Origin of the sequence: Blastococcus brunescens (assembly GCF_035320885.1) — a bacterium.
Classification (GTDB): Bacteria; Actinomycetota; Actinomycetes; order Mycobacteriales; family Geodermatophilaceae; genus Blastococcus_B; species Blastococcus_B brunescens.
This window is the reverse complement of sequence record NZ_CP141261.1, coordinates 142,882-163,521: the sequence shown is the minus strand read 5'-3', so window position 1 is coordinate 163,521 and position 20,640 is coordinate 142,882. Positions and strand designations below refer to the sequence as shown.

Sequence of the window (20,640 nt, the reverse complement as noted above, 5' to 3'; positions counted from 1 at the left end):
GAGCGGCCGAGCGGGCCGGGATCGCGGCGCGCGGAAAGCACTTGTACTGCGGATGTAGCACTCCTACTATCGCCGGCCATGAGCAACCCGCTCGGATCCCGAGCAGCGAAACCGGTCGTCCAGGTCTCCGGCCTGCAGATGACCTACGGCGACCACGACGTCCTCACCGGCGTCGACTTCGAGGTCCACCCCGGCGAGGTGGTGTGCCTCCTGGGCCCCAACGGGGCCGGCAAGACGACGACGATCGAGATCCTGGAGGGCTTCCGGATGCGCTCCGGAGGTGCCGTCCGGGTGCTGGGCGAGGACCCGGCGCAGGCCGGGGACGCCTGGCGGGCGCGGGTGGGGGTGGTGCTCCAGTCATGGCGGGACCACGCGCGATGGACACCCCGCCGGCTCCTGGAGCAGCTCGGCGGCTACTTCGCCCCGTACTCGACAGCCGACCATCCCCGGCCCTACGAGCTGGACCGGCTGCTGGACACGGTCGGGCTCACGGAGAACGCCGACCGCAAGATCGGCACCCTCTCCGGCGGCCAGCGGCGGCGGCTCGACGTGGCGATGGGCATCATCGGTCGTCCAGAACTGCTGTTCCTGGACGAGCCCACGGCCGGCTTCGACCCGCAGGCGCGCCGCGACTTCCACGACCTGGTCCACCGGCTCTCCGATCTGGAGGGCACGAGCATCCTGCTGACCACGCACGACCTCGCCGAGGCCGAGCGGCTGGCCGACCGGATCCTCATCCTGGCCGCGGGCCGGATCGTGGCCGACGGCAGCGCGGAGGCGCTCACCCGCCAGGTGGCCGGGACCGCCGAGGTGCGCTGGACCCGGGACGGCGAACGCTTCGTGCACGCCACGCAGGACGCCACCCCGTTCGTCCGCCGGCTGTTCGAGCAGCACGGCGAGGACATCGCCGACCTCGAGGTCCGCCGGGCCAGCCTCGAGGACACCTACATCGCCATGGTGCAGCGGTTCGAGGCCGGCGACCACACCACGCCCGCCCTCGCGGAGGTCTCCCGGTGAACCCGACCCGCCACGCGATCGGCCTCGGTCTGCGCCGCGGCTGGACCGAGTTCGTCCTGAGCCTGCGGAGCTCCCAGGACCAGGGCTTCTACCTGTTCATGGGCCTGGCCGCGCTGGCCTACCTGTGGTTCAACCGGAACTCCGAGGTCGAGGGCACCGACCTGCTGCTGCCGACGTTCGCGCTACCCAGCATCCTCGGCGCCCTGCTCGCGTTCGGGGTGGTGATCGGCCCCGCCTACGCCCTGGCGATGGAGCGCGAGGACGGCACGCTGCTGCGGCACAAGGCCCTGCCGCACGGGATGCAGGGCTACGTCACCGGGCAGCTGCTCTTCCACTCCCTCGGGTTGCTCCCGCTGCTGCTCGTCATCCTCGTGCCGAGCTTCCTGCTGTTCGACGACGTCATGAGCAACGGCCTCGCGGGCTGGGCGACGGTCGCCTGGGTCACCGTCCTGGGTCTGCTGGCCACGCTGCCGATCGGCATGATCCTGGGCTCGGTCGTCCCGAGCGTCCAGAAGGTCGGCACCTGGGGGATGCTGCCGATCATCGTGCTCACCTCGATCTCGGGCATCTTCTACCCGATCCAGGCGCTGTGGGGCTGGGTCCAGGTCGTGGCGCAGGTCTTCCCCACGTACTGGATCGGCCTGGGCATGCGGTCGGCGTTCCTGCCCGACGCCGCGGCGTCGATCGAGGTCGGCGACTCCTGGCGCACCGGCATGACGGTGCTGGTGCTGGGCGCCTGGGCGGTGTTCGGGCTGCTGATCACCCCGCGCGTCCTGCGCCGGATGGCGCGGCGGACGTCCGGGTCCCAGGTGCTGGAGGCCAAGGAGGCCGCGCTCCAGTGGGTCAAGTGACCGCGGACCGCTCCGGGGACGCCGTCCACAACCGGATCGCGTTGCTGCGGGCCGAGCAGGGGTGACCCGGCGGGAGCTGGCGGACGCGCTCGGCGTCCACTACCAGACCGTCGGGTACCTCGAGCGCGGCGAGTACAACCCGAGCCTGCACCTCGCCCTGCGGATCGCGGAGTTCTTCGGCCTGCCGGTGGAGACGATCTTCTCGACCGAACCCTTCCCGAGGATCACCGACCTGCACGCACCCCGCCCGGGCGACGACGGGCGGCCGTCCGGACGGACCGCCTGACCTGGCTGATCGACCGCCGCGATCGCCCAGTGATGCCCTGACGGGCGGCTCAACCCTGCCCGGCTGACCTCGAGCCGCGCCGCTGCGCGGCTGGACGTCAGCCGAAGCGGTCCAGGCCGCCGCTCAGATGTTGGCGCCGTCGGCCGGCGGGCCCTCCGGCAACGGCGCGGCGAACCCCGATCCGGACACCGCCGGCGGCTCCATGCCCACCGTGTACGCAGTCATCGAGAGCGAGCCGTACGCGTACCCGTCGACGAGCACGTCCGCCGTGGCGCCGGTCTCTCCCGCGAGACCGGCGACGTAGAGCAACGGCAGGAAGTGGTCCGGGGTGGGGACGGCGAGGTCGTAGTCGCGGTGCCCGTCCAGCCGGCCGACGTCCGCAGGGTCGCTCAGCATCAGCTGCTTGGCGGCCTGGTCGAACCGCTGAGCCCAGTCGAAACCCGCGTCGGGCAGCGCGCGGCTCACTCCGCCGAGGTTGTGCACGACGTTGCCGCTGCCGATCACCAGGACGCCGTTCTCCCGCAACGGGGCCAGCGACGCCCCCAGCTGCAGGTGGTAGTCGAACGACTTGAGCGCGTTGATCGACAGCTGGACGACGGGGATGTTGGCGTCGGGGAAGGCATGCGTGAGCACCGACCAGGCCCCGTGGTCGATCCCCCAGCTGTCCACGTCGGCGCCGACCCAGGTCGGGTGGACGACGTCGGCCACCTCCTCGTAGAGCTCGGGCAGTCCCGGCGGCTGGTAGTCGACCTCGAAGAGCTCGCGCGGGAAACCGAAGAAGTCGTGGATGGTGCGTGGCCGCGGCATCGCCGTGACCGCGGTGGCCTGGACGTACCAGTGGGCCGAGACGACCAGGATCGCCCGGGGGCGCGGCACCGCCTGACCGAATGCCCGCCAGGCCTCGGTGTACCGGTTCTTCTCGAGAGCGTTCATCGGGTTGCCGTGCCCGAAGAATGCGGCGGGCATGACGGGCATGCGGCTCTCCCCTGTCGCCTCGGCGGCCGTGCTCAGCCGATCATCGCCCCACGGACGGCGGAGTGCGAGGGGTCGGCGACGCCCTCAACCCGGCTCCGGCGCTCCCCGGACCGGGCCGGCCACCCGCTCGAGCAATCGCCGCCGCTCGCCCGCAGGACGGCTGGGGCAGGAGACGCAGGTCGGCCCACCCGGCGTCCGGTCCAGCAGGCAGCACGAGGCCCGCCGAACGAAGCGCTGCCCGGCGACGTCCACGTAGCGCGGCACCGGCAGCGGCGGCCCGATCCGGACGGCCAGTGGAGCCGCCAGACCGGCGACCCGGGCGGGGTCCCCGATCGCCTGCCCGAGCGCCAGCAGCCGGTTGGCCAGCGAGTCGGTGGTGATGGCCCACAGCGGTCGCTCGCGCATGCGGCCCGCCTCGGCGACGGCAGCGGTCACGGCCGGCAGGGATCCACGCAGGTCCGCCGCGACGTTCCCCGAGCCCGGACCGCCCGCCTCCGCTGCGACCGGCTGGAGACCCGGCAGCAACGCCAGCGACAGGTCGGCGAGCCGGGCCGAGAGCGGGATGCCGACGACGAGGCCGGCCAGCGCCGGGGTGAGCAGCACCGACGACGCCGAGTACCACCACAGCGTGGCCAGCACCCGGCGGTCCGTCGTCCCCAGCGCGCGGGCGCGACGGGCGAGGACCTCCGCCGTCCAACCGGGATCCGCGAGCGCGGCCGCCGGCACGGACGCGGCCCCCGCGGGGGCAGCAGGCCGAGGGCCGCCGCGCCGGGGAGCCGGGCGGCCACGACGGCCTGGGGTCCGACAGCGCTCATGCTCCGCAGTGTTCCCCGCTCGTGCCGCTGACCAGCGGATCGCCCCTCGGCTACCCGCGGGTAGGGAAGACGCGAACCTCGCCGAACCCATACGGTGTGGGGCGAGCCACGTCGCGTCGCCGGTCCTCCTGCGACGCCGGACAGCGGAGGTACGCGCATGAGCGAGACGGGCACAGGGGCCAGCGCCGGGACCGAGGACCGAGCATTCCCCCGCCTGACCGACTCGCGGCCCACGCCAACGTCGGACCGGATGTCTACGACGAGGCATCCGCCGACCGGCTCGCGTTCTGGGCCACGCAGGCCCGCCGGCTCACCTGGACACAGGAGTGGGACGAGGTCCTCGACTGGAGCAACCCGCCGTTCGCCCAGTGGTTCGTCGGCGGCAAGCTCAACGTGGCCTACAACTGCGTCGACCGGCACGTCGAGGACGGGCACGGCGACCAGGTCGCCTACCACTGGGAGGGCGAGCCGGGCGACACCCGCACGATCACCTACGCCCAGCTCAAGGACGAGGTCTGCAAGGCCGCGAACGCGCTGACCGAACTGGACGTCAACGCCGGCGACCGGGTCGCCATCTACCTGCCGATGATCCCCGAGACGATCATCGCGATGCTCGCCTGTGCCCGCATCGGCGCCGTCCACATGGTCGTCTTCGGCGGCTTCTCCGCCGACGCACTGGCCAGCCGGCTCGACGACGCCGGCGCCGTCCTGGTGATCACCTCCGACGGCGGTTACCGTCGCGGCGCTCCCAGCGCCCTGAAGCCGGCCGTCGACGACGCCGTCGGCCGCAGCCCCGGCGTCCGGAACGTGCTGGTGGTCAAGCGGACCGGGCAGGACGTGGAATGGACCGAGGGCCGCGACCTCTGGTGGGACGACGTCGTCGGGCGGCAGTCGACCGAGCACGAGCCCGAGTCATTCGACGCCGAGCACCCGCTCTACATCATGTACACGTCGGGGACGACGGCGAAGCCCAAGGGCATCCTGCACACCAGCGGCGGCTACCTGACCCAGGTCGCCTACACCCACTGGGCGACGTTCGACCTCAAGCCCGACGACGACGTCTTCTGGACGGCGGCCGACGTCGGCTGGGTCACCGGCCACAGCTACATCGTCTACGGCCCGCTGGCCAACCGGGCCACGAGCGTCATGTACGAGGGGACGCCGGAGACGCCGCACCGCGGCCGCTGGTTCGAGCTGATCCAGAAGTACGGCGTGACGATCCTCTACACCGCGCCGACGGTGATCCGGACGTTCATGAAGTGGGGCGAGGACATCCCCGCCGGGTTCGACCTCTCCAGCCTGCGCCTGCTGGGCTCGGTCGGTGAGCCGATCAACCCCGAGGCCTGGCTCTGGTACCACGAGCACGTCGGCGGCGGCCGCTGCCCGATCATGGACACCTGGTGGCAGACGGAGACGGGTGCACACATGCTCACCCCGCTGCCGGGCGTCACCAGCCTGGTGCCGGGATCCGCGCAGCACCCGTTCCCCGGCATCTCCGCCAAGGTCGTCGACGACGAGGGCAAGGAGCTGTCCGACGACTCGACCGGTCTGCTGGTGCTGACCGAGCCGTGGCCGGCGATGCTGCGCACGATCTGGGGCGACGACGACCGCTACGTCGACACCTACTGGTCGCGGTTCGGGAAGAACGTCTACTTCGCCGGGGACGGCGCCAAGAAGGACGCCGACGGCAACATCTGGTTGCTCGGCCGGGTGGACGACGTCATGAACGTCTCCGGCCACCGCATCTCGACCACCGAGGTCGAGTCGTCGCTGGTCGGCCACCCGGCGGTGGCCGAGGCCGCGGTCGTGGGAGCCAGCGACCCGACCACCGGCCAGGGCATCGTCGCGTTCGTCATCCTCCGCGGAAACGCCGAGGACTCCGGTGACGAGCTGGTGCAGGAGCTGCGCACCCACGTCGGCAAGGACATCGGCCCGATCGCCAAGCCGCGCCAGATCATGGTCGTGCAGGAGCTGCCCAAGACGCGCTCCGGCAAGATCATGCGCCGGCTGCTGCGCGACATCGCCGAGAACCGCGAGCTGGGCGACGTCACCACGCTGACGGACTCGTCCGTGATGAACATGATCAAGGACAAGCTCCCCGCCGCGCCCTCGGAAGACTGAGAAAGACCCTCGCCCCCTCCGCTCGCACGCTCGCGGCGGGGCCCTGCGAGGGGCCTCCCTCTCACCCCTCGCGGGCTCGGGGCGAGCCTCCGGACGAGGCCGCTCCAGCACGTCGCCGGCTCGCCGCGGGTCCCTGAAGGGTGGCCGTTCCATCACCTCACCGGGCTCGGGGCGAGCCTCCGGACGAGGCCGCTCCAGCACGTCGCCGGGCTCGGGCGAGCCTCCGGACGGCGCCGAAGGGGGCCGGGGCGCGCGCGGAACGGAGTCGTGCGGCACGATTCCCCTGACCAGCCGTATCGATGAAGGAGGAGCCCCGTGGCCCACAGTGTGTCGCCGGCCCACCGCGACGCGGCGACCCGTGCCGAGGAACCCTCCGTCGGCGCGCTCGTCCAGAGCGCCATGGCCGACATGTCCACGCTGGTCCGAGCCGAGATCGAGCTGGCCAAGGCCGAGGTCGGGCGGTCGGCGAAGAAGGCCGGGATCAGCGCCGGACTGTTCGGGGCGGCCGGGGTGCTCGCCGCGTTCGCCGGCATCTACCTGTTCGTCACCATTGCCGAGGCGCTGACCGCGCTCGGCCTGCCCCGCTGGGTGTCCTACGGCATCGTCACGCTGTTCCTGCTGGTCCTCGCCGGGATCTGCGCGCTCATCGGGAAGCGCATGATCTCCAAGATCGAGAAGCCCGAGCGCACCATGGAGACGCTGTCGGACCTGCCCGAGGTGCTGCACCGCGAGGCCCCGGGTCAGCGCCGGCGTGCCGTACCCGAGGTGAGCAACGGCCGGGTCGCCCTCCGCGGCAACGAGTCGTACAAGGTCTGAGCGGCCGGTGACCGTCCCGCCGGACGGCCCGCCGGACGCGACCAGCGTCCTCCTGCCCGGGCCCTGGACCCACCGGGACATCTCCGCCAACGGGATCCGGCTGCACGCGGCCGAGGCCGGTTCCGGTCCGCTCGTCCTGCTGCTGCACGGCTTCCCCAGTTCTGGTGGACCTGGCGCACGCAGCTGACCGACCTGGCCGCCGCCGGCTTCCACGTCGTCGCCCCGGACCTGCGGGGGTACGGCGCCAGCGACAAGCCGCCGCGCGGCTACGACCTGCCCACGCTGTCGGCTGACGTCGCGGCGCTGGTGCGGGCGCTCGGCGAGCAGGACGCGGTGGTCGTGGGACACGACTGGGGCGGGCTGCTGGGCTGGACGATGGCGGCGCTGCACCCGCGGACGGTGCGCCGGCTCGTCGTGCTCTCCATGGCCCACCCGCGGTGTCTGCGCGCCGGCATGACCGACCGCGCCCAGCGGCGGGCATCGCGGTACGCGCTGGGCTTCCAGGTGCCCCGGCTGCCCGAGCGCCGGCTGACACGGGCCGACGACGACCCGGTGGCCGACCTGATGCAGCGCTGGTCGGGGCCGGCCTGGACCCGGACCCCGACTTCGCGGCCGCGGTGGACCGCTACCGCGCGGCGGCCCGCATCCCCCAGGCGGCGTACGGCGCCATGGAGTACCACCGCTGGGCCGCCCGATCGCAGTTGCGGCCCGACGGCCTGCGGTACGCCCGGCGCATGTCCGCCCCGGTCACCGCGCCCACCCTGCAACTGCACGGCACCCTGGACTCCTGCGTGCTCGTGGACACCGCCCGGGGGTCGGGGCGCTACGTCGCCGGGGCGTACGAGTTCCGCGAGCTCCCCGGCATCGGCCACTTCCCCCAGGAGGAGGCCCCCGCCGATGTCACCCACGCGATCGCCGACTGGGCCGCGTAGCGCAGCGGAGCGGCCCGTGGTGAGGCGATGGAACGGCCCCTGTTCAGGGGCCCGCCGCGAGCGGAGCGAGTGGTGGGGGAACAGGGGTCCTTCTACTCGCAGGGGCCGGTGCCGATCTCGGCCGTCGCGCTGCTGCCGACGGTGGCGGCCTGCGCCACCTGCGGTCCGGTGAGCGCGTAGCCGGTCTCGGGGTCGTCGATGGCGGAGGCGAACACGACGCCGAGGACGCTGCCGTCCGGGGCGAACAGCGGGCCGCCGGAGTTCCCGGCTCGGACGGTCCCGAACAGCGCGTACACGTCGCGGACCACGGTCTGCGTGTTCCGGAAGTCCGGTCCGCTGATCTCACCGCGGTCACGCACCCGCGCCGGGCCCACGTAGAACGGCCCTCCACCGGGGTAGCCCATGATGATCGCGTCGTCACCCGCGTCGGCCGGCGTCCGCGTGAACGACAGCGGCACTGTCTCCAGGCCCGGCACCGCGAGCACCGCGACGTCGATCTCCTCGTCCACGTACACGGGGGTGGCGTCGTACTCGTCGCCCTCGGCCAGCACGACCGGGTCGGTGACACCGGCCAGCACGTGCGCGTTGGTCATCACCCGCTCCGGGGCGTAGACGAAGCCGGAGCCGTCGATCTGCCGCGAGCAGGACGGCGCCACGCCGCTGATCTTCACGACCGAGCCCTGCACCGAGGCCACCACGGGGCTGTTCAGCAGCGCCGGGTCCGGCGCCTCGACCTCCCGCACCTGCGTGGGCGTGAGCGGGTCGAGGACGTCGGGGAGCCCGCGACGGTCGATCGCGTCCCGGAGGTTGTCGTAGACGGTGCGGACGCCGTCGGGCACCGCCTGGTCGACGGCCTGCACGAGCGCGGACTGCCGCACCTGGCTGGCCACCTGCGGGAACGGCGAGCTCGCCAGGGGCGAGGCCACCATCCAGGCCACCAGCAGGACCGCCGTGGCTGAGACGACCGCCCCGGCGACGGAGTCGACCATCTTCGCCGGCTCCCACGTGACCCGGCCGCGGACCGCCCGGCCGATCGCGCCGGCGATGATCTGCCCGAGCAGCGCGGCCGCGAGCACGACCACCAGCGCGGCGAACACCCGGGTGATGCTGGAGCCGTCGATCCGTTCGGCGACCGGCCCGGACAGCTGCGCGCCCAGGACGGCGCCACCGAGGAAGCCGAAGAGCGAGGCCGACGAGACGAGCAGTCCCTGCCGGAAGCCCGACAGCGCGAACACCAGGGCCAGGACGATCAGCACCACGTCGACGAGGGACACCGGCTACCCACGCACCGTCATCGTGCCGACCTGCCCCAGCTGGGTGTGGAACGTGCAGGTGAAGGGATGGTCCCCGGGCACGGTCACCGTGAACTCGATCGTCTTCTCCTCACCCGGCGCGAGCAACGAGATGCCCTCGTCGATGGGTTCCGGCCCCTCCCCTCGTCGAACTCGAGGTTGTGCGTCATCTCCTCGGCCACGTTGGTCACCGTCAGCCGCACCGTGCCCGGGTCGACCGTGAAGGTGGCGGGCAGGAAGACGTAGTCGTCCTGGGTCTGCAGGGTGATCTCCTGGACGCCGTCGGGAGCGGTCGTCACCTCGCCGACGCCGGGTGCGGTGGACGGCGCCGCTCCGGACCCGGAGGCGGGCGCGTCCTCCGCGCCGCAGCCGGCGAGGACCCCCGTCAGCACGACCAGGCCGACCAGTGCTCCGCTGCCCCGCCGCGCAGCCGTCCGCCGTCCCCTGCTCATCGGGGCGGAACCGTACGCGTCGGAGGGCCGTCGGGGGCGGGATCGGCCACCATCGGCGCGGCGGCAGCGTCGCCGTCGTCGTCGTCACCGGAGCCCGGCAGCGTGTACGGCCGCAGCAGGGAATCGGGGAGCGGGCGCACGTCGCGTTCGTCCCACGGCCGAGCGAGACCGGCCGCCTCGAGGATCGCCTCGAGCAGCCCGGCGGTGAAGCCCCACACGAGCATGTCGGCCACGGCGAACGCCGGCCCGACGTAGCCCACGGGGTGGCGGACCCGGAAGCGGTTGGCCGGGTCGGTCAGCTCGGCCAGCGGCACCCGCGCCACCCTGGCGACCTCGTGCGGATCGCCGACACTCACCTCCCGCGGGTCGTCCCACCACGCCACGACCGGGACGACCAGCCGGTCCGACGGCGGGAGGTAGAGCTCCTGGAGCGTGGCGAGCACCCGGACGCCGTCCGGGTCGATGCCTGCCTCCTCGTGCGCCTCGCGCAGCGCCGTCCCCACCGGGAAGTCGTCGCCCTCGTCGACACCACCACCGGGGAAGGCCGGCTGGCCGGCATGGCTGCGCAGGTGCGCCGACTTCTCGATGAGCAGCACGTCGGGCCCGGCGGCGCTCTCGCCGAAGAGGATGAGGACGGCGGAGCGGCGAGCCGTCGCCGTCGCCTGGGGCATGCGGTGGCGCAGGGGCAGGTCGGCGGCCGCGTCGAGCAGCCGCCGCAGGTAGTCGGGCAGGCCGTCGGTCCGGCCGCCCACGGGCGCGGCGCTCACACCCTCTCCTCGCTGGCGCTCGTCGCCCGCGTTCGCGGCGCTGCTGTGCTCATGGGTGAACTCGCGAGCTCGCTCACACCTGCACCCCCAGGTGCTCGACGGCCAGGGCACGGAGCTCATCGACCGAGGCGACCTCGCCGACCTCGGTGTGCACCAGTGCGCCGGCGGCGTCCACGAAGTAGGTGAACGGCAGCGCGTTGATGCCGAGCTCGTTCATGAGCTCCCCTCCCCGTCGAAGGCGCCGGGAAACGTGACCCCGGCGTCGGCGGCGAAGGAGTCGGCCTGCGGGGCGCCGTCCTTGCTGATGACGCCGACGACCCGTACCTGGTCACCGGCCGCCGTGGCGAACTGCTGGAGCAGCGGGAGTTCCGCGCGGCACGGCCCGCACCAGCTCCCCCACAGGTTGACCAGGGTGGGCACGCCGGGCGCGCGGGCCAGGTCCAGCTCACCGCCGCCCAGGCACTCGAACGTCAGCGGCGGCAACGTCTCCGCACCCGCCGCCTCCTGGTCCGGCTGCTCGGGGCAGGGCTCCAGGGTGTCGTACGCGTCGAGGGCGAGTGCCGGCGGTGGCCCGTCCGGGTCCGTGGTGCCGGCGGAGCAACCGGCGACCAGGAGCAGCACCGTCAGCCCCAGCAAGGCCCGGAACCGCATCACTCGGTGTCCGAGGCGGCCGGCGTCTTGACCAGCTTCAGGGCCACCTCGGGGTCGACCGGGCCGATGCCGAACGAGGGGCACCACGAGGCCAGCCCACAGGCCCCGCAGGCGGCCTTCTTGGCGTGGCAGACCCGGCGGCCGTGGAAGATCACGCGGTGGCTGAAGTCCGTCCACTCCTTCTTCGGGATCAGCCCGCCGATCTCCGCCTCGACCTTCACCGGGTCCTCCTCCGCCGTCCAGCCGAACCGGCGCACCAGCCGGCCGACGTGGGTGTCGACGGTGAGACCGGGCACCGCGAAGGCGTTGCCGAGGACGACGTTGGCGGTCTTGCGCCCGACGCCGGGCAGGGTGACGAGGTCGGCCATGCGCGCCGGCACCTCGCCGTCGAACCGCTCGACGAGCGCCTGGCTGAGGCCGAGCACCGACGTCGCCTTGGCCCGGAAGAAGCCGGTCGGCTTGAGGATCGCCTCGAGCTCCTCGCGGTCGGCACCGGCGAGAGCGACCGCGTCGGGGTAGCGGCCGAACAGCGTCGGCGTCACCTTGTTGACCATCTTGTCCGTCGTCTGCGCCGACAGGACCGTCGCGACGAGCAGCTCGAAGGCGGTGGTGAAGTCGAGCTCGCAGTGCGCGTCGGGGTGGATGAGCGCGAGCTCCCGGGCCATCCGCCGGGCACGGCGGGTGCGGGAGAGCGGCGACTCCTCCGGGTCGAACGGGGAGGACCCGGTGCGGACCGCACGGGCGGGACGGCGGGGAGGTGCGGGGCGGGCATAGGCCGGCTCGGTCGCGAGCTCCGACTCGGGCGGGGACACGCGGTCGAGCGTAGGCGGCCGGGCTGACGACTTCCGGCCGTGTCATCCTTGAGGACGGCTCCCCCGGCGCCGCAGCGGCCCGGGATCTGGTGGACGAGGCGAAGGAGACGGACGTGGTCGCGCTCAGCGTCATCCTCTTCCCGCCCCTGCTGATCGCCTTCCTGCTGGTGATGGAGCGGGTCGAAGAGCCCCTGCGCCGACCGGCCGGGCCGCGTGAGGTCAGCGAGTTCCTCGACACCGCGACCCCCGGCGAGGTCGACACCCTCGCCACCTCGGGCCTCCGGCGGGCGCTCTCGCGCTGGCGGCGCCGCCGTGGCTCCGGCCGCCGCTCGGCCAATCCCCCGATGGTCTGAAGAAGGACCTCCCTGCCCCCACCACTCGCAGGCTCGCGGTGGGCCCCTGCAGGGAGGCCGAACTCGCTCGGAGGAGGGACGCGTCCACCCACCGAACGGGTGACGGACTGCACAGCCGCCTAGACTCGCCCCGGACACGGACGCCTCTGCGTCCGCATGAACGGCAGTGAGAGGACGTGCAGTGGACGAGGTGCTGGCCCAGTCCGGGATCTTCCAGGGGCTCTCGGAAGACGCGGTGGACCCGGTCGCCAGTCGGTTGGAGATGATCACGCTGCCCCGCGGCCGGGTCGTGTTCAACGAGGGCGAGGCCGGCGACAGCCTCTACATCGTCGTCACGGGCAAGATCAAGCTGTCCCGCCGGTCGCCCGACGGCCGGGAGAACGTGCTGGCCGTCATGGGCCCCTCCGACCAGTTCGGCGAGCTCTCGGTCTTCGACCCGGGCCCGCGGACGGCGACGGCGACCGCCGTGACCGACGTGAAGCTGGCCCGCATGCCGCAGTCGGTGCTGCGCCCCTGGATCGAGGCACACCCCGAGATCGGCGAGCAGCTGCTCCGGGTACTGGCCCGCCGGCTGCGCCGCACCAACGACTCCGTCGCCGACCTGATCTTCACCGACGTCCCCGGCCGCGTGGCCAAGGCGCTGCTGCAGATGGCCGACCGCTTCGGCAGCCGCGAGAGCGACGGCCTGCGCGTCAAGCACGACCTCACCCAGGAGGAGCTGGCCCAGCTCGTCGGCGCCTCCCGCGAGACGGTCAACAAGGCGCTGGCCGACTTCGTGCACCGGGGCTGGATCCAGCTGCAGGGCAAGTCGGTCGTCGTCCTCGACGAGGAGCGCCTCCGCCGCCGCGCCCGCTGACGTCTCAGGCATAGGAACCTTTACCTGCGTCCCGGAGCTCAGAACGCAGGTAAAGGAACCTATGCCTAGGACGGGAGTGGCGCGACCAGGCGGACGCGGGTGCCGTCGGGGAGGACGGCCCACGTGCCGTCCGAGGTCTTCTCGAACGTGGGGCTGATCGGGTGCAGCGGCTCCGGCGGAGAACCGGCGAGCGCCGCTGCGAGATCGGCGAACGGCTCGAGCTGCCCGAGCGTGTGCGTCGTCGGCGGCAGCATCGGCCGGGCGCCCGCGAACGCCTCGGCCAGCGCGGCCGACGGCGTCAGCCACGAGGCCTCGTCCGCCTCCCCGAGACGTCCCGGGCCTCCTGGCCGACCGGCAGGGCGGCGACGAAGAACTTGGTGTCGTATCGGCGGGGCTCGACCGGCGGGGTGATCCAGTGCGCGAACGGCCGCAGCAGGTCCGACCGGAGCGCGAGACCGCGACCGGCCAGCAGCTCGGACAGCGACAGCTCCCGCGTGAGCAGCGCCTGGCGCTGCTCCTCCCAGTCGTCGCCGGACACGTCCGGGACGACGCTGCCGCCCTCCGGGTCGCCTGCCAGCAGGACGCCGGCCTCCTCGAACGTCTCCCGGATCGCGGCGCAGACCAGCTCGCGGGCCATCCGTTCGTCGCAGCCGAACGCGGCGGCCCACTGCGCGGGCGGCGGGCCGAGCCAGGCGACCTCGACGTCGCCGTCCCGGGGTCGACCCCGCCGCCGGGGTAGGCGGTCATCCCGCCGGCGAAGGGCATTCCCCTCGTGCGGCGCAGCAGGTACACCTCCAGCCCGGGGGCCCCGTCGCGCAGGAGCATGACGGTGGCTGCCTGCCGCGGTTCGCTCACGCGAGTTCGACGGTGAGCTCGACCTCGACGGGGGCGCCCAGCGGGAGCTCGGCCACCCCGACGGCGCTGCGGGCGTGCTGCCCGGCCTCGCCGAAGATCTTGCCCAGCAGCTCGCTCGCGCCGTTCACGACCCGCGGCTGGCCGCTGAAGCCCTCGGCGCTGGCCACGTAGCCGACGACCCGCACGATGCGCGCCACGGAGTCCAGGCCGACCAGCTCGTCGATGGCCGCGAGCGCGTTGAGGGCGCACACCTTCGCGTCGGCCGCGGCCGCCTCGACGTCGACGGAACCCCGACCTTGCCGGTGCGGCGCAGCCCGCCGTCGACGAACGGCAGCTGCCCGGAGGTGAACACCAGCGAGCCGGTGCGGACGGCCGGCACGTACGCGGCGACCGGGGCGGCCACCGACGGCAGCCGGATGCCGAGCTCGGCCAGCCGGGCGTGCCAGCTCATGCCGGGCGCTTGAGGTAGGCGACGAGCTGGTCGGAGCCGCCGGGCCCGGGCAGGACGGTGACGAGCTCCCACCCGTCGACGCCCCAGGAGTCGAGGATCGCCTTGGTGTTGTGGATCAGCAGCGGGATGGTGGCGTATTCCCACTTCTGGCGGGCAGTGTCGCTCATGTGCCCGACGCTAGCGCCCGCAGTGCTCCTAGTCTTGGGCGGGTGAGCCCCGAACCGTCCCCGTGCGTCTGCACGTCGTCACCGGCAAGGGCGGCACCGGGAAGACGACGGTCGCGGCCGCCCTCGCGCTGGCCCTGGCCGCCGACGGGCGGCACGTCCTGCTGGTGGAGACCGAGGAGCGGCAGGGCATCGCGCAGCTCTTCGACACCCCGCCGCTGCCGTACGAGGAGCGCCGGGTCGCCGTCACCCGCGGGGGCGGCGAGGTGAAGGCGCTGGCGATCGACGTCGAGGAGGCCCTCCTCGACTACCTCGACATGTTCTACAACCTGCGGCGGGCCGGGCGGGCGCTGCGGAAGATGGGGGCCATCGACTTCGCCACGGCGATCGCGCCCGGCCTCCGGGACGTGCTGATCACCGGAAAGGTCAAGGAAGCGGTCACCCGCCGGCACGACGGCCGGCCGGTCTACGACGCCGTGGTCGTCGACGCCCCGCCGACCGGGCGCATCACCCGCTTCCTCGGGGTCACCGGCGAGATGGCGCAGCTGGCCCGCTCCGGCCCGATCAAGACCCAGAGCGACGGCGTCATGGCCGTGCTGCGCTCCCCGCAGACGGCGGTGCACCTGGTGACGATCCTCGAGGACATGCCGGTGCAGGAGACCGCCGACGCCATCGCCGAGCTGACCAAGGCCGGGCTCCCGATCGGATCGGTGTTCGTGAACATGGCCGCCGAGCCGGTGCTGCCGGCGGACGGGCTGTCCCGCGCCGCCGAGGGCCTCCTCACCGGCGACGAGCTGGCCCCGGCGCTCGCCGCGGCACACCTGCCCGGCGGCGCCGACCTCGCCGGGGCGCTGGCCGCCGAGGTGACCGAGCACGCTCGGCGGTGGGCCGGCCAGGACGCGCTGCGCGACGAGGTCGAGGCGCTGGGCCGGCCGACCGTGGAGCTGCCCCTGATGACCGGACCGATGGACGTGGGGTCGCTGTTCGAGCTGTCCGCCCGGCTGGAGGACCACCTGAGCGCGGAGGTCGCCGCATGAGCGCAGCCCCGCAGGCCGAGCCGGAGGAGCGCCCCTCCCGCGCCACCCGTCCGTCCCGCCCGGGCCCCGTCGCCGGCCCGATGGACCTCGGCGCGCTCATCACCGATCCCGGGACGCGGATCATCGTCTGCTGCGGCGCGGGCGGGGTGGGCAAGACGACGACGTCCGCGGCCCTGGCCCTGGCCGCCGCGGAGGCCGGCCGGACGGTCGTCGTCCTCACCATCGACCCCGCCCGGCGGCTGGCGCAGTCGCTCGGGCTGGTGGAGCTGGACAACGAGCCGCGGCGGGTCGACGTACCGGGGGCCGACGGCGAGCTGCACGCGATGATGCTGGACATGAAGCGCACGTTCGACGATGTCGTCGTCGCGCACTCCACGCCGGAGCGGGCCGAGCAGATCCTGGCCAACCCCTTCTACCAGTCGCTGAGCTCCTCCTTCGCCGGGACGCAGGAGTACATGGCGATGGAGAAGCTGGGCCAGCTGCGGGCCAGCGACCGGTGGGACCTGATCATCGTCGACACCCCGCCGTCCCGGTCGGCGCTGGACTTCCTCGACGCACCGAACCGGATGAGCCGGTTCCTCGACGGCACGATGATCCGGCTGCTCACCGCCCCCAGCCGGACCGGCTTCAAGATCGCCAGCGCCGGCTTCATGTTCTTCAGCCGGATCATCAGCAAGATCCTCGGCGGACAGTTGCTGCGCGACATCTCCGCCTTCGTGGCGGCCCTGGACACCATGTTCGGCGGCTTCCGCGAGCGCGCGACCGCGACCTACGAGCGCTGCGCAAGCCCGGCACCTGGTTCGTCGTCGTCGCCACGCCGGAGCCCGATGCGCTGCGCGAGGCCTCCTACTTCGTCGACCGGCTGTCGGCCGAGCAGATGCCGCTGGCCGGCCTGGTCGTGAACCGGACCCACCCACCGGCGACCGCGACGCTGTCGGCGACGCGGGCCGAGGGCGCGGCCGAGGAGGTCGCCGAGGCGGGCGGGCCGGGCGCCGAGCTCGCCGCCGCGGCGCTGCGCGTGCACGCCGAGCGGATGCTGCTGGCCACCCGCGAGCAGCACCTCGCCGACCGGTTCACCAGCGCCCACCCCGAGGTCGCCGTCCGCACGGTGCCGGCCGCCGCCGGGGACGTGCACGACCTCGACGGGCTGCGTGGCATGGCCGCGGAGCTCACCGGCCCGGACGCGGACACGCCGACCGGCACGCCGCGCACGCGGGTCCTGCCCGCGCGCCGCGGCTGACCCGCGGCTCCGGCGCATCCGGCCACGTACATTCGTCGGCGATGTCGGAGAACGCTCAGCTCAGGTCCAGAACCCTCGCGAAGCTCGCCGCGACGATCGTCGTCGCCGGGGCGCTGCTCGCCGGACTCCTCTTCCCGTGGGTCGGCGGCAGCGGGCTCGTGGCGCGCAACTCCGCGTCGCTGCTGGACGCGCTCCCCGTGGAGCTGACCGACCGGACACCGGCCGGCAACAGCCGGGTGCTGGCCGCCGACGGATCGCTGATCACCAACCTCTACACGAACAACCGCACCCCGGTGACGCCCGACCAGATCGCGCCGATCATGAAGCAGGCGCTGGTCGACATCGAGGACTCCCGCTTCTACGACCACAACGGCCTGGACGTGCAGGGCACCGTGCGCGCCCTGGTGACCAACGTGGCGGCCGGTTCGGTCCAGGAGGGCGGTTCGACGCTCACCCAGCAGCTGGTCAAGCAGACGCTGCTGCAGACGGCGAAGACGCCCGAGGAACGGCAGGCAGCCACGGAGCAGAACGTGGGCCGCAAGCTGCGCGAGGCCCGGCTGGCCATGGCCCTGGAGGAGACCTACTCAAGGACGAGATCCTCACCCGGTACCTGAACATCGTGTACTTCGGCCAGGGCGCCTACGGCATCCAGGCCGCCGCCCAGAAGTACTTCAGCGTCAATGCCATCGACCTGACGCTCCCGCAGGCCGCGATGCTGGCCGGTCTGGTGCAGAGCCCGGCCAACGACGACCCGATCACCAACCCAGAGAACGCCGTCGTCCGCCGCAACCAGGTGCTGCAGCGGATGTTCGACCTCGGGCACATCTCCGAGCAGGAGCTGGTGGAGATCTCGGCCCAGCCCGTGGCCGTCGCGCCGGGCGAGAACCCGCAGAACGGCTGCATCGACGCCGCGGTCGGCGGGTTCTTCTGCGCCTACGCGATGCAGTACGTCACCGGCACGCTGGGCCTGTCCCAGCGGGAGATCGACAGCGGCGGCTACACGATCCAGACCACGCTGCGCCCCGACCTGCAGGCCTACGGCGACCAGGCCGTGCTGCAGACGCTGCCGATGGGTGGCGAGCTCGCCGGGATGTTCACCGCGATCGAGCCGGGCACCGGCCACGTCCTCGCGATGAGCGTCAACCGCCGGTACGGGTGCTCCGATCCCGACTGCGAGTCCGTCGTCCTCAACACGGTGGCCAGCAAGGGCGCGGGGTCGACCTACAAGACGTTCACCGCCGCCGCCGCGCTCGAGGCCGGCATCGGCGCCGGCACCACGATCAGCACCCCCGGCAACCAGTACACCTCCCGGGTGTACCGGGGCCCCTCCTGCAGCGACAGGGAACGCAGCGACGAGAGCCGCGGCATGTACTGCGTCAGGAACGCCGGCAACTACCCCGACACCCTCGACATGGTCGGCGCGCTGGTCCGCTCGTCCAACACCTACTTCCTGGCGCTGGAGGACCGGCTGGGCAGCGTGGAGGGCCCGGTCCGCATGTCCGAGCGGATGGGCATGACCTACGACCAGCCGACCCAGAACTCGGCGGACGAGATCGTCGAGGGAACTTCGGCTCCTTCACGCTCGGCGCCGAGGCCACCAGCCCGCTGGACCTGGCGAACGCCTACGCGACCCTCGGCGCCCAGGGCACCCGCTGCACCCCCACGCCGGTGGTGCAGGTGCTCGACCGCTCCGGCGAGCCGCTCACCCGCGACGACGGCCAGCCGGTGGTCACCGGGGACAACTGCGCCCCGGAGGCCGTTCCGGTGGCGGTCGCCAACACGCTGAGCCAGATCCTGGTCGGCGACGTCGCCACACCGGCGGGCACCGGCACCCGGGCCGCGATCGCCGGCCACGAGATCGCCGGCAAGACCGGAACCTCGCAGGGCCGGGACTCGGTCGCCTTCGTGGGCTTCATGCCCGAGTACGCGGCCAGCGTGATGGTCTTCAACCCGAAGGCGAAGCAGGACGTCGGCGGCTTCGGCGGCAACATGCCGGCCACGATCTGGCGCAACGCGATGGCGCCCTTCCTCGCCGACAAGCCGACGTCGCCGTTCCCGCCGGCCGACCAGGCACTGCTGAACGGTGGCCGGCCGGCGCCACGGCCGGCCCCGGCCCCGGATCGCTCCCCGCACCGGCACCGGCTCCGGCGCCAGCACCCGAACCGGCTCCCGCGCCCGCCGAGGGCGGAGGGGCCGCCCCGGACGACGGCGGCGGTGGGGGCGGGGAAGACGGCGGCGACGACTGAGTCCCGGCGGGGGCGGCTCAGCCAAGTTGGCGGCGGACCTCCGCAGCGACCCGGCCGCCCTCGGCCCGCCCCGCGACGGCGCCCTGCACCGCGCCCATGACCCTGCCCATGTCCTTCATGCCGGCGGCGCCGGTGCCGGTGATCGCGTCGGCGACGAGCGCCGCGAGATCGGCGTCCTCGAGCTGAGCCGGCAGGTAGTCGGCGAGCACGCCGCCCTCGGCCTCCTCGCGCGCCGCCTGCTCGGACCGGCCGGCGCCGGCGAACGCCTCGGCGGCCTCCCGGCGCTTCTTCGCCTCGCGGCGCAGCACGCCCATGACCTCGTCGTCGGAGAGCTCCCGGGCCTCCTTGCCCGACACCTCCTCGGCGCTGACGGCGGAGAGCACCATGCGGAGCGTCGCCGTCCGCAGCTCGTCGCGGGCCTTCATGGCGGTGGTCAGGTCATCACGCAGGCGGTTCTTCAGGTCGGACACGGTCCCAGCCTGGCACGGTGCGCGGGCGCGCCGCGCACGTAGGCTCTGCGACCGTGCGCTGGTACACCGCCCTCCCCGCCGCCGCCGCCTCCGGTGCGTCGGCGGTGGCCTACGCGAGCCTGTACGAACGCACCCGGTGGACGCTGCGCCGGTTCGAGGTCCCCGTGCTGGCGCCCGGGTCGACGCCGCTGGCGGTGCTGCAGATCTCCGACCTGCACATGACCGCCGGTCAGCGCTCGAAGCAGGACTGGGTCGCCGGGCTGGCCGCGCTGGAGCCGGACCTGGTGATCAACACCGGTGACAACCTGGCCGGCCACGACGCCGTCCCCGGCACGCTGCGCGCCCTCGACCCGCTGATGGACCGCCCCGGCGCCTTCGTGCTGGCCAGCAACGACTACTACGCCCCGCGCCCGAAGAACCCGCTGAAGTACTTCTGGCCCGACCACAAGCGGGTGCACGGGGACGAGCTGCCGTGGCGGGACCTCCGGGACGGCATGCGCGACCGCGGCTGGCTCGACCTCACCAACGCGGCCGGCGAGCTGACCGTCGGCGGGCGGCGGATCACCCTCGCCGGCGTCGACGACTCCCACCTCAGGCGCGACCGCTACGACGACGTCGCCGGACCGGCGGACCCCACCGCCGACGTGCGGATCGGGCTGGCGCACTCCCCGAGCCCCGCGTGCTCGACCGGTTCGCCGCCGACGGCTACGACCTGCTCCTCTGCGGCCACACGCACGGCGGTCAGCTGCGGGTGCCGTTCTACGGCGCCCTGGTCACCAACTGCGGCATCGACCGTGACCGCGTGCGCTGGCTGCACCGCTGGACCGAGCCGACCGCCGCCCATCCCTCGGGCACCTGGCTGCACGTCTCGGCCGGTCTGGGCACCAGCCCGTATGCGCCGGCACGGTTCGCCTGCCCCCGGAGGCGACCCTGCTCACCCTGACCCCCGCGGCTCCTGAACGCGGGCACCTCCTCCTGGGGATCTCCCCGCCGCCGGGAGCCGCGCGGGCGAGCGCTAGACTCCTGCAGGACCTCGGGGTGTGGCGCAGCTTGGTAGCGCGCGTCGTTCGGGACGACGAGGCCGCAGGTTCAAATCCTGTCACCCCGACCACCAGCTCAGGGGCCGCCGCATGGCGGCCCCTGAGTCATGTAGTGGAGTGTCATGGCACGGGGTCCTGCGA

General features: G+C 73.2%; 27 protein-coding genes, 1 tRNA gene and 2 pseudogenes. 17 read left to right on the top strand and 13 right to left on the bottom strand.

Annotation, left to right across the window (positions count from 1 at the left end; genetic code table 11):
* The first annotated feature begins 78 nt into the window (after nt 1–78).
* The 3 genes from U6N30_RS01160 (at nt 79) to U6N30_RS01150 (ending at nt 2,154) form a co-directional block, all read left to right on the top strand.
* The gene (locus tag U6N30_RS01160) at nt 79–1,017 is read left to right on the top strand and encodes an ABC transporter ATP-binding protein (RefSeq protein ID WP_324278115.1); all 939 of its coding nucleotides are present in this window, start codon (nt 79–81) and stop codon (nt 1,015–1,017) included.
* Nucleotides 1,014–1,868, top strand: a complete 855-nt coding sequence (locus U6N30_RS01155) for an ABC transporter permease (protein WP_324275813.1) — start codon at nt 1,014–1,016, stop codon at nt 1,866–1,868. The genes U6N30_RS01160 and U6N30_RS01155 overlap by 4 nt, the downstream gene beginning before the upstream one ends.
* A gap of 61 nt (nt 1,869–1,929) precedes the next feature.
* The gene (locus tag U6N30_RS01150; protein WP_324275812.1) at nt 1,930–2,154 is read left to right on the top strand and encodes a helix-turn-helix transcriptional regulator; all 225 of its coding nucleotides are present in this window, start codon (nt 1,930–1,932) and stop codon (nt 2,152–2,154) included.
* 123 nt (nt 2,155–2,277) lie between these two features.
* Here the strand turns inward: U6N30_RS01150 and ygiD are convergent, their stop codons facing one another.
* Together ygiD and U6N30_RS01140 are read right to left on the bottom strand one after the other, a co-directional pair.
* On the bottom strand, nt 2,278–3,129 hold the full coding sequence (ygiD, locus tag U6N30_RS01145; protein ID WP_324275811.1) for a 4,5-DOPA-extradiol-dioxygenase: 852 nt from the start codon (nt 3,127–3,129) through the stop codon (nt 2,278–2,280).
* Nucleotides 3,130–3,213: 84 nt separating this feature from the next.
* Entirely contained in the window at nt 3,214–3,855 is a 642-nt protein-coding gene (locus U6N30_RS01140; RefSeq protein WP_324275810.1) for a (2Fe-2S)-binding protein, read from the bottom strand.
* Between the two features lie 185 nt (nt 3,856–4,040).
* On the opposite strand from U6N30_RS01140, the gene acs reads away from it, so the two are divergent.
* The 5 genes and pseudogenes from acs (at nt 4,041) to U6N30_RS01115 (ending at nt 7,813) form a co-directional block, all read left to right on the top strand.
* Nucleotides 4,041–6,065 (top strand): acetate--CoA ligase, encoded by a 2,025-nt coding sequence (gene acs, locus U6N30_RS01135; protein WP_324275809.1) that lies wholly within the window; start codon nt 4,041–4,043, stop codon nt 6,063–6,065.
* 315 nt (nt 6,066–6,380) lie between these two features.
* Nucleotides 6,381–6,881: a phage holin family protein gene (locus U6N30_RS01130; protein WP_324275808.1), complete on the top strand. Its 501-nt coding sequence runs from the start codon at nt 6,381–6,383 to the stop codon at nt 6,879–6,881.
* Nucleotides 6,882–6,888: 7 nt separating this feature from the next.
* On the top strand, nt 6,889–7,068 hold the full coding sequence (locus U6N30_RS01125) for an alpha/beta fold hydrolase (RefSeq protein WP_324275807.1): 180 nt from the start codon (nt 6,889–6,891) through the stop codon (nt 7,066–7,068).
* Nucleotides 7,065–7,478: pseudogene (locus tag U6N30_RS01120) on the top strand (alpha/beta fold hydrolase); the annotation flags it as partial. The gene U6N30_RS01125 and the pseudogene U6N30_RS01120, both read left to right, overlap by 4 nt.
* Before the next feature lie 20 nt (nt 7,479–7,498).
* On the top strand, nt 7,499–7,813 hold the full coding sequence (locus tag U6N30_RS01115; RefSeq protein ID WP_324275806.1) for an alpha/beta fold hydrolase: 315 nt from the start codon (nt 7,499–7,501) through the stop codon (nt 7,811–7,813).
* Between the two features lie 92 nt (nt 7,814–7,905).
* Here U6N30_RS01115 and U6N30_RS01110 read toward each other — a convergent pair whose 3' ends face one another.
* From U6N30_RS01110 to nth, 6 genes are all read right to left on the bottom strand, one after another.
* Nucleotides 7,906–9,087 (bottom strand): MarP family serine protease, encoded by a 1,182-nt coding sequence (locus U6N30_RS01110; protein ID WP_324275805.1) that lies wholly within the window; start codon nt 9,085–9,087, stop codon nt 7,906–7,908.
* Nucleotides 9,088–9,170: 83 nt separating this feature from the next.
* Nucleotides 9,171–9,497 carry a hypothetical protein gene (locus tag U6N30_RS01105; protein WP_324275804.1) on the bottom strand — a complete coding sequence of 109 codons (327 nt, stop codon included), beginning with the start codon at nt 9,495–9,497 and terminating at the stop codon, nt 9,171–9,173.
* Nucleotides 9,498–9,553: 56 nt separating this feature from the next.
* On the bottom strand, nt 9,554–10,324 hold the full coding sequence (locus U6N30_RS01100) for an NUDIX hydrolase (RefSeq protein WP_324275803.1): 771 nt from the start codon (nt 10,322–10,324) through the stop codon (nt 9,554–9,556).
* A gap of 73 nt (nt 10,325–10,397) precedes the next feature.
* Nucleotides 10,398–10,541 (bottom strand): hypothetical protein, encoded by a 144-nt coding sequence (locus U6N30_RS01095; protein ID WP_324275802.1) that lies wholly within the window; start codon nt 10,539–10,541, stop codon nt 10,398–10,400.
* Nucleotides 10,538–10,975 (bottom strand): TlpA family protein disulfide reductase, encoded by a 438-nt coding sequence (locus U6N30_RS01090; protein WP_324275801.1) that lies wholly within the window; start codon nt 10,973–10,975, stop codon nt 10,538–10,540. The genes U6N30_RS01095 and U6N30_RS01090 overlap by 4 nt, the downstream gene beginning before the upstream one ends.
* Nucleotides 10,975–11,787: an endonuclease III gene (nth, locus tag U6N30_RS01085; RefSeq protein ID WP_324275800.1), complete on the bottom strand. Its 813-nt coding sequence runs from the start codon at nt 11,785–11,787 to the stop codon at nt 10,975–10,977. Before nth ends, U6N30_RS01090 begins: the two co-directional genes overlap by 1 nt.
* Nucleotides 11,788–11,900: 113 nt before the next feature.
* On the opposite strand from nth, the gene U6N30_RS01080 reads away from it, so the two are divergent.
* Both U6N30_RS01080 and U6N30_RS01075 read left to right on the top strand, forming a co-directional pair.
* Nucleotides 11,901–12,140: a hypothetical protein gene (locus tag U6N30_RS01080; protein ID WP_324275799.1), complete on the top strand. Its 240-nt coding sequence runs from the start codon at nt 11,901–11,903 to the stop codon at nt 12,138–12,140.
* 181 nt (nt 12,141–12,321) lie between these two features.
* Nucleotides 12,322–12,996 carry a Crp/Fnr family transcriptional regulator gene (locus U6N30_RS01075; RefSeq protein WP_324275798.1) on the top strand — a complete coding sequence of 225 codons (675 nt, stop codon included), beginning with the start codon at nt 12,322–12,324 and terminating at the stop codon, nt 12,994–12,996.
* Nucleotides 12,997–13,061: 65 nt separating this feature from the next.
* Here the strand turns inward: U6N30_RS01075 and U6N30_RS01070 are convergent, their stop codons facing one another.
* The 4 genes from U6N30_RS01070 to U6N30_RS01055 all read right to left on the bottom strand — a co-directional run bounded on the left by U6N30_RS01070 (nt 13,062) and on the right by U6N30_RS01055 (nt 14,469).
* Nucleotides 13,062–13,250: a hypothetical protein gene (locus U6N30_RS01070; protein ID WP_324275797.1), complete on the bottom strand. Its 189-nt coding sequence runs from the start codon at nt 13,248–13,250 to the stop codon at nt 13,062–13,064.
* Nucleotides 13,251–13,294: 44 nt separating this feature from the next.
* Entirely contained in the window at nt 13,295–13,633 is a 339-nt protein-coding gene (locus U6N30_RS01065) for an NUDIX hydrolase (RefSeq protein WP_324275796.1), read from the bottom strand.
* Nucleotides 13,634–13,847: 214 nt separating this feature from the next.
* The gene (locus U6N30_RS33045; protein ID WP_422678012.1) at nt 13,848–14,102 is read right to left on the bottom strand and encodes a RidA family protein; all 255 of its coding nucleotides are present in this window, start codon (nt 14,100–14,102) and stop codon (nt 13,848–13,850) included.
* Nucleotides 14,103–14,298: 196 nt separating this feature from the next.
* The gene (locus U6N30_RS01055; RefSeq protein WP_324275795.1) at nt 14,299–14,469 is read right to left on the bottom strand and encodes a Sp36 family protein; all 171 of its coding nucleotides are present in this window, start codon (nt 14,467–14,469) and stop codon (nt 14,299–14,301) included.
* A 62-nt stretch (nt 14,470–14,531) separates the two neighbouring features.
* Between U6N30_RS01055 and bagA the strand changes: the two genes are divergently transcribed.
* From bagA to U6N30_RS01025, 5 genes and pseudogenes are all read left to right on the top strand, one after another.
* Nucleotides 14,532–15,503: an ATPase BagA gene (gene bagA, locus U6N30_RS01050; protein WP_324275794.1), complete on the top strand. Its 972-nt coding sequence runs from the start codon at nt 14,532–14,534 to the stop codon at nt 15,501–15,503.
* Nucleotides 15,500–16,405, top strand: coding sequence for an ArsA family ATPase (locus U6N30_RS01045; RefSeq protein ID WP_324275793.1), 906 nt, complete (start codon nt 15,500–15,502; stop codon nt 16,403–16,405). Before bagA ends, U6N30_RS01045 begins: the two co-directional genes overlap by 4 nt.
* On the top strand, nt 16,381–16,743 hold the full coding sequence (locus tag U6N30_RS01040) for an ArsA family ATPase (RefSeq protein WP_324275792.1): 363 nt from the start codon (nt 16,381–16,383) through the stop codon (nt 16,741–16,743). Before U6N30_RS01045 ends, U6N30_RS01040 begins: the two co-directional genes overlap by 25 nt.
* 41 nt (nt 16,744–16,784) lie before the next feature.
* Nucleotides 16,785–18,160, top strand: a pseudogene (locus tag U6N30_RS33040) (transglycosylase domain-containing protein); the annotation flags it as partial.
* The gene (locus tag U6N30_RS01025) at nt 18,073–19,089 is read left to right on the top strand and encodes a penicillin-binding transpeptidase domain-containing protein (RefSeq protein ID WP_324278114.1); all 1,017 of its coding nucleotides are present in this window, start codon (nt 18,073–18,075) and stop codon (nt 19,087–19,089) included. The pseudogene U6N30_RS33040 and the gene U6N30_RS01025, both read left to right, overlap by 88 nt.
* On the opposite strand, the gene U6N30_RS01020 is transcribed toward U6N30_RS01025, so the two are convergent.
* A complete protein-coding gene (locus tag U6N30_RS01020; RefSeq protein ID WP_324275790.1) occupies nt 19,007–19,459 on the bottom strand; it encodes a GatB/YqeY domain-containing protein in 453 nt (150 codons plus the stop codon). The two genes, U6N30_RS01025 and U6N30_RS01020, sit on opposite strands and share 83 nt — an antisense overlap.
* A 53-nt stretch (nt 19,460–19,512) precedes the next feature.
* On the opposite strand from U6N30_RS01020, the gene U6N30_RS01015 reads away from it, so the two are divergent.
* Both U6N30_RS01015 and U6N30_RS01010 read left to right on the top strand, forming a co-directional pair.
* Complete coding sequence (locus U6N30_RS01015) at nt 19,513–20,418, top strand: metallophosphoesterase (protein ID WP_324275789.1); 906 nt, start codon at nt 19,513–19,515, stop codon at nt 20,416–20,418.
* Between the two features lie 75 nt (nt 20,419–20,493).
* A tRNA-Pro gene (locus tag U6N30_RS01010) sits at nt 20,494–20,570 on the top strand.
* Nucleotides 20,571–20,640: the final 70 nt, after the last annotated feature.